The sequence below is a fragment of the Fructilactobacillus sp. X2R1C1 genome (genome assembly GCF_059901435.1).
Genome location: NZ_JBWXUV010000002.1, coordinates 162,894 through 179,885, shown reverse-complemented (window position 1 = coordinate 179,885; position 16,992 = coordinate 162,894). Strand labels below are relative to the sequence as shown.

At 36.4% G+C, this 16,992-nt stretch carries 15 protein-coding genes and 1 riboswitch; all 15 genes read right to left on the bottom strand.

All coding sequences use genetic code 11. From position 1 onward, the window contains the following. Window positions 1–65 precede the first annotated feature (65 nt). The 15 genes from der to dnaE all read right to left on the bottom strand — a co-directional run bounded on the left by der (window position 66) and on the right by dnaE (window position 16,914). On the bottom strand, window positions 66–1,373 hold the full coding sequence (der, locus tag AC6UDG_RS03860) for a ribosome biogenesis GTPase Der (protein WP_500706463.1): 1,308 nt from the start codon (window positions 1,371–1,373) through the stop codon (window positions 66–68). A gap of 65 nt (window positions 1,374–1,438) precedes the next feature. After that, window positions 1,439–2,659: a 30S ribosomal protein S1 gene (gene rpsA / locus AC6UDG_RS03855; RefSeq protein WP_500706461.1), complete on the bottom strand. Its 1,221-nt coding sequence runs from the start codon at window positions 2,657–2,659 to the stop codon at window positions 1,439–1,441. A 64-nt stretch (window positions 2,660–2,723) separates the two neighbouring features. Continuing rightward, window positions 2,724–3,425: a (d)CMP kinase gene (gene cmk, locus AC6UDG_RS03850; RefSeq protein WP_500706459.1), complete on the bottom strand. Its 702-nt coding sequence runs from the start codon at window positions 3,423–3,425 to the stop codon at window positions 2,724–2,726. A 30-nt stretch (window positions 3,426–3,455) separates the two neighbouring features. Further along, window positions 3,456–4,118, bottom strand: coding sequence for a LysM peptidoglycan-binding domain-containing protein (locus AC6UDG_RS03845; RefSeq protein WP_500706457.1), 663 nt, complete (start codon window positions 4,116–4,118; stop codon window positions 3,456–3,458). A 58-nt stretch (window positions 4,119–4,176) separates the two neighbouring features. Further along, window positions 4,177–5,604, bottom strand: a complete 1,428-nt coding sequence (locus AC6UDG_RS03840; RefSeq protein ID WP_500706455.1) for a RecQ family ATP-dependent DNA helicase — start codon at window positions 5,602–5,604, stop codon at window positions 4,177–4,179. After that, a complete protein-coding gene (locus AC6UDG_RS03835; protein WP_500706453.1) occupies window positions 5,597–6,664 on the bottom strand; it encodes a helix-turn-helix domain-containing protein in 1,068 nt (355 codons plus the stop codon). Before AC6UDG_RS03835 ends, AC6UDG_RS03840 begins: the two co-directional genes overlap by 8 nt. Then, complete coding sequence (locus AC6UDG_RS03830) at window positions 6,661–7,293, bottom strand: ECF transporter S component (protein ID WP_500693785.1); 633 nt, start codon at window positions 7,291–7,293, stop codon at window positions 6,661–6,663. Before AC6UDG_RS03830 ends, AC6UDG_RS03835 begins: the two co-directional genes overlap by 4 nt. 6 nt (window positions 7,294–7,299) lie before the next feature. Then, window positions 7,300–7,420: riboswitch (FMN riboswitch) on the bottom strand. 6 nt (window positions 7,421–7,426) lie between these two features. Then, on the bottom strand, window positions 7,427–8,152 hold the full coding sequence (locus tag AC6UDG_RS03825; RefSeq protein WP_500699459.1) for a pseudouridine synthase: 726 nt from the start codon (window positions 8,150–8,152) through the stop codon (window positions 7,427–7,429). Next, window positions 8,145–8,717, bottom strand: a complete 573-nt coding sequence (scpB, locus tag AC6UDG_RS03820) for an SMC-Scp complex subunit ScpB (protein WP_500706450.1) — start codon at window positions 8,715–8,717, stop codon at window positions 8,145–8,147. Before scpB ends, AC6UDG_RS03825 begins: the two co-directional genes overlap by 8 nt. Further along, a complete protein-coding gene (locus AC6UDG_RS03815; RefSeq protein WP_500706448.1) occupies window positions 8,717–9,439 on the bottom strand; it encodes a segregation and condensation protein A in 723 nt (240 codons plus the stop codon). The genes scpB and AC6UDG_RS03815 overlap by 1 nt, the downstream gene beginning before the upstream one ends. Further along, window positions 9,408–9,788 (bottom strand): riboflavin biosynthesis protein RibT, encoded by a 381-nt coding sequence (locus tag AC6UDG_RS03810; protein ID WP_500706446.1) that lies wholly within the window; start codon window positions 9,786–9,788, stop codon window positions 9,408–9,410. Before AC6UDG_RS03810 ends, AC6UDG_RS03815 begins: the two co-directional genes overlap by 32 nt. Before the next feature lie 45 nt (window positions 9,789–9,833). Continuing rightward, window positions 9,834–10,721, bottom strand: a complete 888-nt coding sequence (gene xerD, locus AC6UDG_RS03805; RefSeq protein WP_500693790.1) for a site-specific tyrosine recombinase XerD — start codon at window positions 10,719–10,721, stop codon at window positions 9,834–9,836. A 6-nt stretch (window positions 10,722–10,727) separates the two neighbouring features. Beyond that, complete coding sequence (locus tag AC6UDG_RS03800) at window positions 10,728–11,597, bottom strand: CvfB family protein (RefSeq protein ID WP_500693791.1); 870 nt, start codon at window positions 11,595–11,597, stop codon at window positions 10,728–10,730. 90 nt (window positions 11,598–11,687) lie between these two features. Next, on the bottom strand, window positions 11,688–13,448 hold the full coding sequence (gene pyk, locus AC6UDG_RS03795; RefSeq protein ID WP_500706444.1) for a pyruvate kinase: 1,761 nt from the start codon (window positions 13,446–13,448) through the stop codon (window positions 11,688–11,690). Window positions 13,449–13,563: 115 nt separating this feature from the next. After that, window positions 13,564–16,914, bottom strand: coding sequence for a DNA polymerase III subunit alpha (dnaE, locus tag AC6UDG_RS03790; protein ID WP_500706442.1), 3,351 nt, complete (start codon window positions 16,912–16,914; stop codon window positions 13,564–13,566). Window positions 16,915–16,992 lie beyond the last annotated feature (78 nt).

The following is a 16,992-nucleotide window of genomic DNA, read 5'->3' as shown; positions in this document are numbered from 1 at the left end:
TATAATTAACATTTACTAAAAAAATTTTAATATAATTATGATTAGAAGGTTGTTACCATTACTCATTACTTTCGACGCCTTGCTATCAAGTGAATTGGTGTCCCAGCAAAGTCAAAATTTTTTCTAATTTGATTTTCCAAATAACGTTTGTACGAAAAATGAAGTAGTTCTGGATCATTTACAAACAAGACAATCGTTGGCGGTCCAACAGCAACCTGGGTAGCATAGTAAATCCGAAGTCGCTTCCCATTTCTGGTTGGTGTTGGAGTAATTGCGATTGAATCCATGATAACATCATTTAAGGTTGACGACTGGATTCGACGTTGATGGTTTTCGTTAACTCGTTTAATCAAAGATGGTAACTGACTAACATGTTGTTTGGTCGTTGCGGATACAAAAATAATGGGTGCGTAAGCCAAATACTGAAATTGCTCACGAATATCAGCTTCAAATTGTTGTTGCGAGTGATTATCTTTTTTTAAAGCGTCCCATTTATTAACGACAATGATGACACCCTTGCCAGCCTCGTGCGCATATCCAGCAACCCGCTTGTCTTGCTCTCTAATGCCTTCTTCTGCATTGAGAACCATTAATGTCACATCACTTCCATCAATTGCTCTCATAGCTCGCATTACGCTGTATTTCTCGGTCTTTTCATAAACCTTACCACGTTTCCGAATTCCTGCGGTATCAACAATGGTGTACTCTTGACCATCATTTTCAAACTTAGTGTCAATCGCATCGCGAGTAGTGCCAGCTACATTTGATACGATCACCCGATTCTCTCCTAAAATAGCATTGACAAGTGATGACTTGCCAACATTTGGTCGGCCAATCACACTAAATTTAATACTATCATCGTCAGCTTCGTTAGCATTTTCTGGGAAATTCTTAACAACAGCATCTAACAAATCCCCTAAACCAAGTCCGTGAGAGCCCGAAATGGGATATGGGTCACCAAACCCCAAAGCATAGAAATCATAAATGTCGGCCCGACTTTCGGGATTGTCAATTTTATTAACCGCCAATACAACTGGTGTATCAGATCGATACAATAATTGGGCCACTCGTTCATCAGCGTCAGTCATTCCCTGCTTACCATTTACCATAAATATAATTACATCAGCTTCATCAATCGCAATTTCTGCTTGATCAGTAATTTGCTTAATAAATGGTTCATCAGCAACTTCAATTCCACCAGTGTCGATCAAATTAAAATTGTGACCAAGCCAACTCCCATGAGCATAAATACGATCACGGGTCACTCCAGGAGTATCTTCAACAATTGAAATTCGTTCACCAGCAATTCGATTAAAAATTGTTGATTTACCAACGTTTGGTCTTCCAACAATTGCTACAGTAGGTTTTGCCATTTTATATCACCTCTTATTTTGAGAATAAAAAAAATCCTTCATAAATATGAAGGATAATTTTCTAATTACTCATTGTCATCATCATTTAATTCATTTCCAACAATGTCACCTAACGTAAAACCATTCTCTTCTTCAGGAGCATTATTAGTTGAATTATCACTCACATTTTTCTTTGGAGTTTTTTGATCATCTCTGGGGTCTTTTTCGAGAGCTTTCATTGACAATGCTAATCGATGTTCTTCAGGTTGAACGTCAAGGACTTTAACTTTAACGTCTTCGCCAGACTTCAAAACATCACTCGGCTTGTCAATATGCTTATGTGAAATTTGTGAAATGTGAACTAATCCTTCAACACCAGGGAAAACTTCAACAAAAGCACCAAAATCAACTAAGCGCTTAACTTTTCCATCAAGGATACTTCCCTTAGGAGCTTTTTCTTCAATGTCACTCCAAGGACCTGGTTGAGTTTGTTTAATTGATAATGAAATACGATTACGATCAGGATCAACTGAAAGAACTTTAACCTTAACCTCTTCGCCAACCTTCAGAACATCACTTGGTTTGTTAACATGTTCATAAGAAATTTCTGAAACGTGAACAAGTCCATCAATCCCACCAAGATCGACAAAGGCACCAAAGTTAGTCAAACGAGCAACTTTCCCTTCAACAACATCTCCGGGTTTTAGTGTGCTCATAATTCGATCACGAGCTTCTTTACGTTCTGCTTCAGCAATCGCTCTATGTGATAAAATCAAACGATTCTCTTCAGGGACAACTTCAATAATCTTAACTTCGAGTTCTTGACCTTTAAATTGATTTAAATCATCAACAAAGTGATCAGTAATCATGGAAGCTGGAATAAATCCACGAACTCCGTCAGCATTTACCACTAAACCACCTTTTACCGCACGAGTAACAGTAACTTTGATGGTGTCACCCTTATCAGCTTTTTCCTTGATGTCATCCCAAACCTTGAGAGCCTCAAGTCTTCTGATTGAAAGAAGGTAACTTCCACCTTCCTTATCATCACCAATTCGAGATACAACAACAACCTTAACTTTGTCTCCAACTTTGTAGTTTGAAGTTGGGTTATCTTCCCTTTGTGCGGAAATTTCTTTCCTTGGAATAACTCCTTCAACACCAGCGCCTTCGATTCCCACGACTAATTGCTGGTCATCATCAATGGCCAAAATTTCACCATTAACAACATCACCAACGTTTACCTGCTTAATATTATCGAGAGCGGCTAATAAATCTTTGTTTGCATTAGTATCGTTTTCACTCATCAAACATTTCCTCCTTGCAACAACTCTAATTGCTATTTTATCTTAGTTGGAAATAAAATACCAGTTAATCGGCTTTATTATTTGAAAGTTGTTGAATTTTATTTTCGATTAATTGCGAAATTGCCGCAACCACGTCATCAATCGACATTGAAGTGGTATCAATTTCAAAAGCATCAGATGCTTTTTTTAATGGGGATATCTTTCGATGGGAATCCTTATAATCCCGTTCCTCAATATCTTTTTTAAGTTTATTGAGATTAACCGAAATTCCCTTTGCTTGATCCTCTTTATATCTCCGCTCAGCTCGCTCCGTAACACTGGCAATTAAAAAGACCTTTACATCTGCCTTTGGTAGAACCGTCGTGCCAATGTCTCTACCATCCATAACGATTCCACCATCTTTTGCCAAATCCTGTTGTCTTTTAACTAATTCGAAACGAATTGATCCAAGTGCTGAAACTGCTGAAACATTACTAGTTACCTGAGGACTGCGAATATCATTTGTAACTTCTTTACCGTCAACAAAGACCTTTTGAACTGAATCACCCGGTTCAAAAGTAATCGTGGTTTTTTTTAAAAGATCAAGAAGGGTCTTCTCATCATTTAAATCTAATCCTAGTCTAATTGCTTTTAACGTAATTGATCGATACATTGCACCGGTATCACAATATATGTAATGAAATTTTTTTGCAACTAGTTTAGCTACCGTGCTTTTACCCGCTGAAGCAGGTCCATCGATTGCAACTTGTAAGCCGTTCTTACCCAAATGTAATCAATCCTTATCATTTATTTGTAATTATTTAACCCTTAAACTTTGTCCTGGATGAATCTGGCTGGATGAACTAAGTCCATTTAATTTTAATAACTGTTGCATACTAATACCCGCATTAGTAGCTACGCGATAAACTCCCTGACCTTTTTGAACCTTAACGTAATCATTACTACCAGCATTATCAGTGCCATTCGTTGTTTGGGCTGGTTTTTGTTGCTGCGAGTTATTAGCAGTAGATGATGAATCACTACTTGGAGTCGTACTACTTTGGTTACTTCCCGTTTCGTTTTGAACGGATGAAGATGAAGCCTCTTCAGATCCAGCATCAGATGAAACAGTATTATCATTTGTAGTATCCTCACTTTGAACACTACCTGAGTTTGCTTTCGGTTTCTTTGATTTCTGATCTTTATTCTTTTTGAGTTTTTCGTGGTGCATCTTACTACTCTGAGTCTTTTCACTGGTACTCCCATTTCCAACCGCACGTTCCTTAGAAAGCCCAAAAACAAGTGCAACAAGGGCAATAATTACAATAACAGAAACCAGCATAATCACGACTAATGAATTACTACGATGGTGCTTACGATACTCCGTTCTTGAAAGATTTCCATCTGGATCGGTATCATCTGAAAATGAATCATCCCATGGATCATTTTTTTTGTTATCTTTATGTTTGTCGTCCCTCATAAATACATCCCTCCAAAACTTCTATGGTGATTATATCATTTTTTGTGCCTAATTATTATTAAAAAAGTTTGTCCAAAATCTCATACCAAGTACCAGTTAAATTGGACTTTTCACTATTAACGTCTTTTAACAAACCAAGACTCATTAAATCAAACTTTTCACTTCCAAAGTCACAACAATCATCAGTGTGGTCATCAAAGTTCACATCAAATAAAGAAAGCAGAAGTTTTCGCCGACAGCCAGTATGATTAATGTACCGGACAACTTGCTTTAAACTTTGATCCTTTTTAAGGGTGACCTCAGAAAAAATCTGTTTGACGTCATCATTACCATACCCATGATTTAAATAGAACTGAAGGAGTTTCTTATTCTGCTCACTCATTTTAGCTTTGGGATTTGAAAAGAAATTATCAATCTGTTGATCATTAGGAATGGACCTAACAATTAAGCTCTGTGCAATTTGTTCATCACCATTAGAGTAAAGTAACACTGCGATACTCTGTTTACCGTCTCTTCCAGCTCTGCCAATTTCTTGAACATAACTTTCCATATCAGTCGGCATATGGTAATGGACTACAAATCGGATGTCTGATTTATCAATCCCCATTCCAAAGGCGCTGGTTGCACAGATGACCTGAAGCTCATTATCCATAAACTGATGCTGAATCCGATACCGATCATCGTTACTAAGACCGGCATGATAAGCTGCCACTTTGATATCAGTTTGTTCTCTAAGTTTCAAAGCAACTTTCGAAGCCTTATCTCGGCTAGAGAAATAAATTATACCGGGATACTTGAGTTTCTCAATTAAATTAAAAAGATAGGCTTGCTTATCTTTTTCACTTGAACTTTTATGAACCGCAAGGAAAACGTTAGGCCGATCCACATTTTCAATTATTTCTTGAACGTCAGTTAACTTCAAATAATTAATGATATCTCTTTGAACTTTTTTTGAAGCAGTTGCCGTTAGCATTAGCGTTTGCGGATGTCCTAACGTACGAATCACCTGTCTTAATGACAGGTAATCAGGACGAAAATCAAGCCCCCACTTAGAGATACAATGTGCTTCATCAATCACCAATAAGCCAATTTTCAATTGCTTAATTCGGTTAAGCACATCAGAATTAGATAATAGTTCTGGAGAAACAAAAATATAACGAAACTGATCAAGATGCTTCAATAGCCGGTGTCGCTTCGACCAATCGTTCATTGAATTTAAAGCACACACCCGCTTTTCTCCCATAAAGTTCATTCGACCAACCTGATCTTCCATAAGAGAAATAAGTGGCGAAACAATCACAACCGGCCGCTTAACTAAATACCCATATAACTGGTATATTAATGATTTGCCTGCCCCAGTTGGCATGACTGAAAGAACATTTGCGCCATTTAATAGTGCAGAAATGGTCTTATCTTGACCAGGCTTAAAATCACTAAAGCCAAACTTGTTTTTTAATATTTGTTTAGCAAGTTTCATCTTATTCATTATGAATTCCCTGTTTTGTCTGTTTGATTTCAAGTAATCTAAATTGAAAAAAACTAAACTGCTCTAAAACGTCAGTTGGTAATTGATGATAGTCCCAGTCATCAACGTCCGTTCCAAGTAGAATACGCCTAACTTTTCTTTCCATTTGAAGGGAAATGAAATTTCGATAAGGAAACTTGTCATAATCAACGTAAATTGCAACTTCCAGAAGATGTTCTAGGACAGTTGACTCTCGTAGATTTCGCAGTTGTTCAACCTTTTTTATATTACCCAATCGTTCATATTCATCAAAAGTCCTTTTAGCACTACCAGAAATTGGATTTTTGAAAAGACCATTAAGTAATGGAACCATTACAGATTGATCACTTTGCTCAACAAAGTTCGCCAATTTTGCATAATTGATAAAATCAGCAATATAACTTTTGACTAACGATTGGTTTAAATTATGTGCAATCTGCTGGATTGTGAATCCATTAGTACTAAATCCAACTAATCCTTGAGCAAATAAATCAGCGTCATTTAGATCGAGTAAGGATAAAAATCGTTTCAACTCTTTCTTTAAATCTGTGCCAACTTGCTTGCGATCAATCAGTCGATAATATTTTTTAATAAAATCTTTATTCACTCCATCAACATTGACTGGATAATAGTGTCTAACGTTATGGACATGCTCTGAGATAATCTGAACAAACAACTGCAATCGTTGCTTAAAACTAACTAAATCAATCCTTTGAAAAGTATGTAATGAAAAAGAAAGATTAGAATCATCAATCATTTTAACTAATTCTGCTCTTTCTTTTTCTCCTTCAGACGTTAATTTAAACTGACCATGTTCAACTTCTTCCAGCAAGTTCGCACTAATCAGAGACTTAACATCTAATTCGTTTTTATTAAAATATCGTCCAACTCCAAGAAGGTCTAAAAGACCATATCTCATCGCCCAGTATAAGGTGGCTACCGTTTTCTTGCCTAACAGTAAGTTTTCAATTAATCGAGCCCTTCGTTTTTGGGTTGCACTAAAAACGAAAAGACCAAGAGCTTCATTTGTATTATTAATCATTTTTGATAAGATCGCTTATTAATCCATTTCTGCATTTGTTTTGCAATAATCACAAAAATCAATCCAATCACAATACCCTTGATTAAGTTAAAGGGAACTACTCCGTAAAGAATCGTTTTGGCAAGCGAAAAATCTAACTTTAAATTTGTTAGTTTCACATACAGTGGAGTACTAATGAACAAATTGGTAATACTCATGACAATTGTTAACGCCAGCGTTTCAACCAAAACAATCAAAAAGTCAATCCAGTGACTTTTAAATAAATATTTTCTCAAAAAGTAAAACACCAAAATCATTGTTAATGAGGCTAAAAGAGAGGTGGTCAACCCAATTAACTCAAGTGGTGAAAAACCCATCACCATCCAGTAAATAAATAGTTTAAGTATCACAGCTTCAATGGCTGCACCCGGTCCCAATAATAACAAACAAATCAAAATTGGAATATCCGAAAAATCCAATTTCAAATAACTCATGTATGGGATGATTGGAAATGAAATCAACATTAACAAAAATGAGATCGCACCAATCACGGCAGTTATAGTAATTCTTTTAATTCGATCGTTTTTAGCTATCATCACAATTCCTCCAATTAAACGTTCTTCAAAGTCAATTAGGGTAAATTGCGCCATAAAAAAACTCATCTTCTTTATACCAGACTTTACTGTCGGCAATGGGATTTCACCATCTCAACCAATTTTCATTGGGTAGTGGGCTGTAACCACCGATTGGGAATTTCACCCGACCTTGAAGACGTTTTATTAATTATTTAGTTAAAGCATACAAATCTCGTATTTCTCTTTTTCGGAGCCTACGAAACTCACCAGGTTGTAAGTTTTCTAAACCGATCCCAGCAAACTCTTCCCGTTTTAATTTTTCAACAGGATGACCAACTGCTTTCAGCATATCTTTAACTTCATGATTCTTACCCTCGTGAATCGTCAAACGTAGCACCGAATTATTCTTTGAATTACCAGCCTTATAAATCACCTCAACTTCCGCGGGTGCACTCTTATACTTGCCATTAATTAAAACACCCTTTCGAATTTTATTCAACTCATTGTGATCGAGTTTCCCAATCACCTTAACTAAGTATGTCTTTTTTACTTCATATTTAGGATGAGTTAACTGGAAATCAAGCGTTCCGTCGTTAGTTAAAATAATTATCCCACTCGTATCATAATCTAATCGTCCAACGGGGTATATTCGTTCAGGAACCTTTTTTAAAAAGTTCAAAACGGTCTCTCGATCCCTTTCATCCCTCACAGAAGAAATTACCCCACGTGGCTTATACAGGGCAAAATATACTAGATCTTCTTTTCTTAACGATGTTCCATCCACCTCAATCTTGTCAGTGGGTTCAACTTTTATCCCTAACTGATTAACAATCTTACCATTAACCTTCACATGTCCAGTACTAATGAGTTCCTCAGACTTTCGTCTCGAAGCCACCCCATCATGCGCCATAACTTTTTGTAATCTTTCACTCATCTTGCTGATCCTCCAATGGTTTCATTTTATCATCAAACATCTGACCATAATCTTTTGGATCTCTTTCTGCATCTAAAGCTGGTAAATCATTAATGCTTTTAAGGTTAAAAGCGTTTAAAAAAAGGTCGGTAGTAACATATAGCTTAGGTTTGCCTGGTTCATCACGCTCACCCTTGATGGTAATTAAATTTTGTGCCAAAAGATTTCTAATTGAAATCAAACTATTTACGCCCCTCACCTCATCAACCTCAACGCGCGTTATTGGCTGTTTATACGCAATAATCGTAAGCGTCTCAAGTGCCGACTGCGTTAACAACTCTTCATCGGATTTAACAAACTTTTGAATTACTTTTGAATAATCCTTTTTAGTTGTCATATGGATAATGTCACCATTTTGTAAAATGCAGATGCCAAATCGATCACTTGAATAACGCTCACTCAACGAAGCAATACAGCTCCGAATGGTGGAATCATTTGCGGAAGTTAATTTTTTCAACCGTTCAATTGTCATTCCAGACTCTCCCGAAACATACAAGAGAGCTTCAATTTCTGCCATTAAATTCATTAATTAGATTTCCTTAATAAGATTTCTCCGTCATTACTGGTTTGCACAACCATAATACGATGATGTTTAACCATTTCCAAAAGTGCCAAAAAATCGGTCACTAATTCTTCTAAAGGAGAATTGGCCTCAAACAACTTGGAAAAATAGATTTCATGACTACTAGCTCCATTTATTCGTCTCATAATTACTTCACTTTGCTCATTAACGCTAAAATTCCATTCTGAAACTTGTTGAACTGGCGGTTTAGAAGTTAACTGATGTCGCTTAATGATCTTATTCCATGCTTGTTCCAGCAAGCTAATTTCAAACTCATTTTCACCAATTGCAATCTCCGACTTATTAAAAGAACGAATCCTAGAATGATAATGATTTCGTTCTACTTCTTTTTTTTGCAACTTTTTCGACGCTTTTTTATAACGATTATATTCAACCAACTGATCAACCAGATCGTCCCGTGGATCATCATCTAATTCATCATCAGTTTCTTTAGCTAACAACATTTTAGATTTAATTCGCATCAAATTAGCCGCCATTACAAAGAAATCACCAGCAATATCAAAATTTAAACGTTTCATTTCATTTAAATATTTAAAATATTGCTCAGTAATATCCTTAATGTCAATATCATAAATATCCATCTTTGCTTGTTTGATTAGATGCAGTAAAAGCTCTAGTGGACCATCAAAGTCATTAACGTGAATCTGTAGATTGTCTCTGTTCATGACTTAACTCCCATTTACTAATGACATCTTGCGTATTAAACGTTCCCATGATTTTTTTGTCAGGATATTCATTTTCAACACTATCAAGAATTCGAAATTCATTAAAAATATTGTTAGCATCTGGCGTAAGGGTAATCCTTCTAACAACCACGTTTTTCGGGTTGGTTTCAACTCCTACAATTCCAGCCCAATTTCCAAATCGATCCTTCCAAAGAAAAATGTCACGATTGTCAGCATTTCGATACCAATTCATTTCTTCCACAAGATGTTTCGTTTTATCGTTACTTTTAGAAAGTGACAACATCCCCATCACAATCTTTTCATAATCATTTCGATACCTGAATAGCATCGACATCACCTCAATTACTTGCTGTCATTATTATTCCATCTCATTTTATGCTCTTGGATGATATTTATCATACACCTGACTTAACCGCTCGTGGGAAATATGAGTGTAAATTTGCGTCGTGGAAATATCAGAATGTCCAAGTAATTCCTGCACAGTTCTAAGATCTGCTCCATTTTCTAAAATGTGCGTTGCAAAAGAATGTCGTAATGTATGTGGAGTAACGTTCTTTTTAATGCCAGCTAAACTAACGTAACGTTTAATCTTTTCCCAAATGCTTTGTCGACTAATTCGTCCACCATGCGCATTCAAAAAAACGTACGGAGATGTCCGGTGCTTAAGTAACTGTAATCGACTATCATTTAAATACTTAAATAGCCAATTCTGAGCAACTTCTCCAATTGGAACAATTCGTTCCTTATCCCCCTTTCCAATGGTCTGAATCAGATTCATTTCTAAATGAAGATCGGATAACTTTAAATTAATCAATTCAGATACTCGAAGCCCAGTAGCATACATCACTTCTAAAATGGTTCGATCTCTTACCCCATACTTGGTGTTCACATCCGGCATTTTAAGTAATCGATCAACTTCATTAACGGATAAAACATCGGGTAAGTGCTTGCCCTTTTTAGGAGTATCAATCTTGTTCATGGGGTTCTTTTTAATCACCTTAAATTCCATTAAATATTGAAAAAATTTACGAAGCGTTGATACAAATCGAATGATTGTATTACGAGACTTACCACTATTTTTCATTGTTTCCATGTAATTTAAAATTGCATACTGGTCAACATCTTTAAACGAACTGATGTGATTTTTTTTTAAATCCAACTCAAATTCCCTTAAATCTTGTCGATAACTTTTAATGGTATTGTCAGATAATCCTCTTTCTACTAGTAAATAGTGGAGATAATCTTCAATTTGATCATTCACTTACTTTCATCTCGTTTCAGTTAATTTAATTCCATCTGGGGTTTCGGAAATAACATGAGCCTTTAATAAATGCCCCAGGGCTCGTTTAAACTGAGATTTGCTGATTCCAAAGTAATCCTTAATTACTTGAGGGTCACTTTTATCGTTATAAGGTAATTCATTATTAGGCTTATGCTCAAGAATTGTCTGAATCATCTTGGCGTCCTCACCAATCACTTCATAAGATCGTGGTCTAAGTGATAAATAAAGCGTTTTATTAGGTCGGATTCCAATAATCCTAGCGTTTACTTTCTCTCCTAGTCGTGGTTGTTCTTCCTCTTCTGATTTGTCAATGAACCCTAAATTGTAGTGATCCGTTATTACTTGCGTTCCCATCAGTTTAGGGTTAATGACCCAAGCATTAACATCCCGATTTTTCAATTTTGGATCATTAACTGGTTGGGAAATCGCTTTATATATCTGAGGATCAGCTAATTTACCCCAGATTCGATTCTTACTATCCTTTTTTAAAGCAATTAAAAGTTGGTCACCAACTTCTGGCCATAATGACTTAATATCCGGCAAATCATCAAGAGAAACAGCAACATCCTTATCTGGTAAACCGATGTCAACAAAGATTCCCAATCCAAATTTAATTCCAACCACTTTTCCCCATGCATAGCTGTCAATTCCAACATCCGGAACGTTTCGCGTGATTTTCATTTGATGCTTTTCATTTTCGTAGACAAATCCTTTAAAATTTCCACCTAATTTAATTGGCTTTTTTAACTCGCCCTTGTTTAAAGAATAGGTAATTCCGTTATTTTGAATGAAATACTCCTTATCGTTTTCATCAGTGACTTTTCCCGTAATTACGGTTCCCAAATCTTCATTCATATTAATTCTCCATCCCAGTGCTTTTAATGAATATTATACCAAATAAAAAAAGCATCCGATAATAATCGAGTGCTTCATTCTTAATAATTATTATTTAGCTTTTGATTGGTTTCCAGCGTAAACAACACCGCGACGACCGTCAACAGTAACTAATTGACCATCTTTGATGTTTTCAACTGCATCAGTAGCACCCACAATTACTGGAATGTTAAGGGAGATACCAACGACAGCAGCGTATGAGGTCAAACCACCGTTTTCAACCACGATTGCACTTGACTTCTTCATTGCTGGTAAGTAGTCCTTGTTTGTATCCTTAACAACTAGAACACCACCATCAATGGCTTTATCGTTAGCTTCCTTAGCATCTTTAGCAACTACTGTCTTGCCAATAACAGTTTCACCACCAACACCTTGACCTTGAGCTAATTTAGTACCAATCAACTTAACGCGAATTGTGTTAGTAGTTCCTTGATCACCTAATGGTACACCTGAAGTAATCAAGATCATGTCGCCTTCCTTAGCAAGTCCAGTTTCAACTGCCTTTTTAGCAGCCAATTCGAACATTTCATCTGGATTTGATGGTTTATCAACTAAGATTGGTTGAACACCATAGTTAACCGTCAAGCCACGACGAACACGATCGTTAAACGTTAAAGCAAGAATATCAGCGTCTGGATGATATTTTGAAATCATTCTTGCAGTGTAACCTGAACCGGTTGCAGCTACAATTGTGTGAATTCCCATATCCTTAGCAATCCGTGCAACTGCTTCACCAAGTGACTCAGTGACGTCACCAGTACCGAACTTAGGACGTGGAGTACCAAATTCAAAGAAGTGTTTGTCAGCTTCGATATCAATCTTGCTCATCATTGCAACTGACTTAACTGGGTAATCACCGTTAGCACTTTCACCTGAAAGCATAGTTGCATCAGTACCATCATAAACAGCATTAGCAACATCAGATACTTCGGCACGAGTAGGTCTTGGTTCTTCTTGCATGGAATCAAGCATTTGAGTAGCAGTGATAACTGGTTTACCTAAATCATTACAGATCTTGATTAAATGTTTTTGAACGGTTGGGACATTTTCTGGTGGAATTTCAACTCCCATGTCACCTCTGGCAACCATCAAACCATCAGATACTTTGATGATTTCGTTAAAGTTGTCGATTCCTTCTTGTGATTCAATCTTAGGAAAAATTTGAACGTCTTCCATATTCTTGCTTTCAAGTAAGGCACGGATATCTAGGACATCTTGTGGCTTTCTAACAAATGAAGCAGAGATATAGTTAATACCATGGTCACATCCGAAAAGGATATCATCAGTATCTTTTTCAGTAATACCAGGTAAGTTAATTGAAACTCCTGGAGCATTAACACCCTTACGTGAGCCCAAGACCCCGTTATTTTGGGCAGTAACCACTAACTCTTTGTTGGCATCATCTTTTTTGTCAATCTTGGTATCCAAAAGACCGTCATCAAACAGAACGTGTCCGCCAACTTTAACGTCGTCATACAAGCCTGGGTAAGAAACAGCAATCTTGTCTTTAGTTCCCTCAAGGTTACCATCCATTGAAATTCTAAATTGATCACCAGTGTGGTATTCAATCTTTCCGTCTTTTTGTACCGTGGTTCTGATTTCAGCACCCTTAGTATCTAAGACAATTCCAACAACCTTACCAGTTTTCTTTTCCGCTTCTTTCACTTTATTCATACGGTCTAAATGTTCCGCATGGTCTCCGTGTGAAAAATTGAAACGAAAAACGTTTGCTCCTGCTTCAATAAGCTTAGTGATGGTATCAACATCAGTACTTGCAGGACCAAGTGTACTTACGATCTTTGTTCTCTTCATAAGTAAAGCCTCTCCTTTTTGCATGGCACACATCTGCGTACCATGCATTATTTGATTTCAAGTGTATTGTATCACTTTTTATAAGGATTGTCGTTAGTTTCACAGGCAAAATTTATCATTGTGTAACAACGTTTCCCACTCCTAAAATGTCACGTAGATCATGCATTAAATCAGAATTAATGGCCACGTTATATGCTTTATCTAATAGTTGCTTTCGATCATCGGAAGCTCGATAAAGCAAAATTGGTGTTGAACCAGGATATCTTTTTATTATCCGGATTAAATCTTGATAGATTGAATCTCGATCATGATCTAACGCAATCTTTAAATAAAGCTTTTTTTGATGATCAACTTTTTTTAAAGACTGATGAACGACATTAGCAGCTGGTTCAATTGAATTTGCCACTAATTGAAGTCCCCGTTGAACCTCAATGTTTCCAGACACCAAAACCACTATTCCACTTTTTATCCATCCACTAATTTTAGCGTAAAGATTAGGAAAAATGGTCACATCAATATCACCAAACTGATCATTACCATCTATGAAAGCCATAAGTTGCCCTTTTTTCGTTCGGATCGTCTTTACATGAGATACAAACAAAATCATTTTCACGTTTTTACTGGGCTCATGAATATCATTAGTAGTTAAAGCATGCACTTGTTCTTGTAAATCAGTATAGTGACCAACTGGATGTCCGGTTAGGTAAGTTCCCAGGTACTCATTTTCCTTGTTTAGTTTCTCCCAATCAGAAAAATCATCAGTTCTTTTAATTTTGGGAGCCAACGCTTGAATTAATTCAATTGAGTTTCCACTTAATTCAGTAGAACTAATAAATTCTGGAATTGCATTAATTAATTCTTTTCGGTTATACCCAAAACCATCAAGCGCCCCTGAATAAGCAAGTGCGTTTAAAAGATCAATTTTTCTAAATCTGGGATCGATTCGACTGATTAATTCCTGTAAATCATGAAAATTACCATTTTGCTTTCGTTCTTCCTCAACATTCTTAATAAAATCGGTTCGTAATCCTTTGATGGTACGAAGTCCAAACCTGATTTTACCATCCTGATAAGTATAAACATCTTTACTCTCATTAATATCAGGACGCTCAACTTGAATACCTGATTCTTTGGCTTCTTGAACGTAATTCTTGGTCTTACGTGAATTACCGATCACCGAATTTAGCAACGATGTAAAAAATGGACCAGGAAAATGAACTTTTAAATAGGCCAACTGAAACGCCATTTTGCTATATGCAACTGCGTGAGACTTATTAAATCCATAGTCGGCAAATCGTTCCATATAGTCAAACGTTGTCTTTGAAACATCTTTAGAATATCCTTTTTTACTAGCGCCATCAATGAACTGGATCTTCATGTTATCCATTTCTTTTTTATGCTTTTTGCTCATCGCACGGCGCAAAATATCAGCTTGTCCCAGTGTAAAACCACCCATTGCCGATGCAAGTTGCATAACCTGTTCCTGATAAACAATAATGCCAAAGGTTGAACCCAAAATGTTTTTAATGGTTTCATTTGGATAGTTAACCGTCTGAGTTCCATTCTTTCTGGCAATAAACATATCAATATTCTTAATGGGACCGGGTCGATACAAAGCATTCACGGCTGCCACCATATCAAAATCATTTGGTTTTAATTTACGTAACACGTTTTGAATCCCAGATGATTCAAATTGAAAAACCCCATTAGTCTTACCAGATTGAAAAAGCTTCAAAGTATCCTGATCATTTAAATTGATGTCAGTTATTTCAAAATTACGATCAACTTTTGAATGAATAATTTCTAAAATGTTAGCCATTGTAGAGAGGTTTCTCAAACCCAAAAAATCAATCTTTAAGAGCCCCACGCTTTCAACATAATACTTGGAGTACTGGGTCATCAACAATCCATCATTTCCGGATTGAAGTGGAGCACGATCAACGATGGGATCTTCACTTAAAATTAAACCAGCAGCGTGAGTGGAAAAATGGCGTGGTAGTCCCTCTAGTTTTTCAGCAATATCAAATAGCAACCGATTGGTTTTACTATCAGCTAATAAATTTCTTAATTTCTGTGATTCTGATTCGGCCTTAGCCAGGGATTCATGAAGCTGATTTGGAATTGCAGATGACCACTTTGCCATTTGAGTTGGAGTCATTCCAAATACCCTGCCAACATCTCGAAGAGCTTGTTTGGCAGCTAACGTTCCAAAAGTCACAATTTGAGCAACATGTTCATTTCCATATTTTTGATGAACATACTGTAAAATATCATCACGCCGATTATCGGGAATATCTAAATCAATATCCGGCATCTGTGCTCGTTCTTCGTTTAAAAATCGTTCAAATAGCAAATTATACTTAATCGGATCCACATCGGTAATTTTTAAAGTGTACGCAACTAATGATCCCGCTGAAGATCCCCGACCAGGTCCAGTTATAATTCCTTGGTGATGAGCAAAATTTAAAACATCCCATACAATCAAGAAATAATCATCAAATCCCATCCGATTAATAACTTTTAGTTCAGAATCTAACCGGTCCTGATACTCATTACGATTAAGATGCGATTCATCCTTCAATCTTTCCTTTAAACCAAGTTCACATAATTGACGTAAATAGTCCTTTGAAGAAAGATTATCTGGAGCTTTAAACGTCGGTAGTTTAGGTTGCTCTTTGGGAATCGCTACGTCAACTTCATCAACCATTTTCTGGTTATTTAAAACCGCTTGATCAAGCCCTAGATTGTGATACTGAGTCTCAATATTATGACGATCCTTCAACCATTTTGTTCCAACCTGGTGCCGTTCTTCCATTGGATTTTTGATCACATCACCAGTTCCAATCGACTTTAAAACTTCATTTGAAAAATAATCATCTGCGTCAAGATATTCAACCGAATTAAGCGCCACTAAATCAACATCAGCTTGGACCCCTAGGTTCTTAAGCTCATTTATAATTATCTTAGTTCGATTTAAGCTAATTCCAACCTTTACTGCATTTGAATCGCTAACGCTCTTTACCTTAGCAATTAAGGTTTTGGCTTCGCTCATTCTTCCTACTTCAATTAGTTTATTTAACTCACTATTCTCTGGAAAAATGACAAATAAATGGTGAAGTTTATCCTTGATTTTTTCAACAACATTAGTTTGATCATTACTCATCAAAAGTGATGAAATTTTCATCAAATTCTTGTACCCGTCCTGATCCTTAGCAATCAAAATCAATTCGGACTTGTTTTCTTTAAAAAACATCCCGTCCAAAACTGCCGTTAAACCAATAATTGGCTTAATACCCTGCTTTTTTGCCTCATTATAAAAAGCTACCGACCCATACATCACATTCCGATCAGTTAGAGCCACACTTTGATAACCACGCGCACGAGCTTTTTCAATTAACTTAGGAACCGTATTGGTACTTTGAAGCAAACTATACGATGTGATGTTTTGTAACGGATTGTATCCCAAAATTTGTCATCTCCTTTCTTAATTCATATTCATTATAGCAAATGGACCCGATAAATTTTATTCGAAGTTTGTAATTGA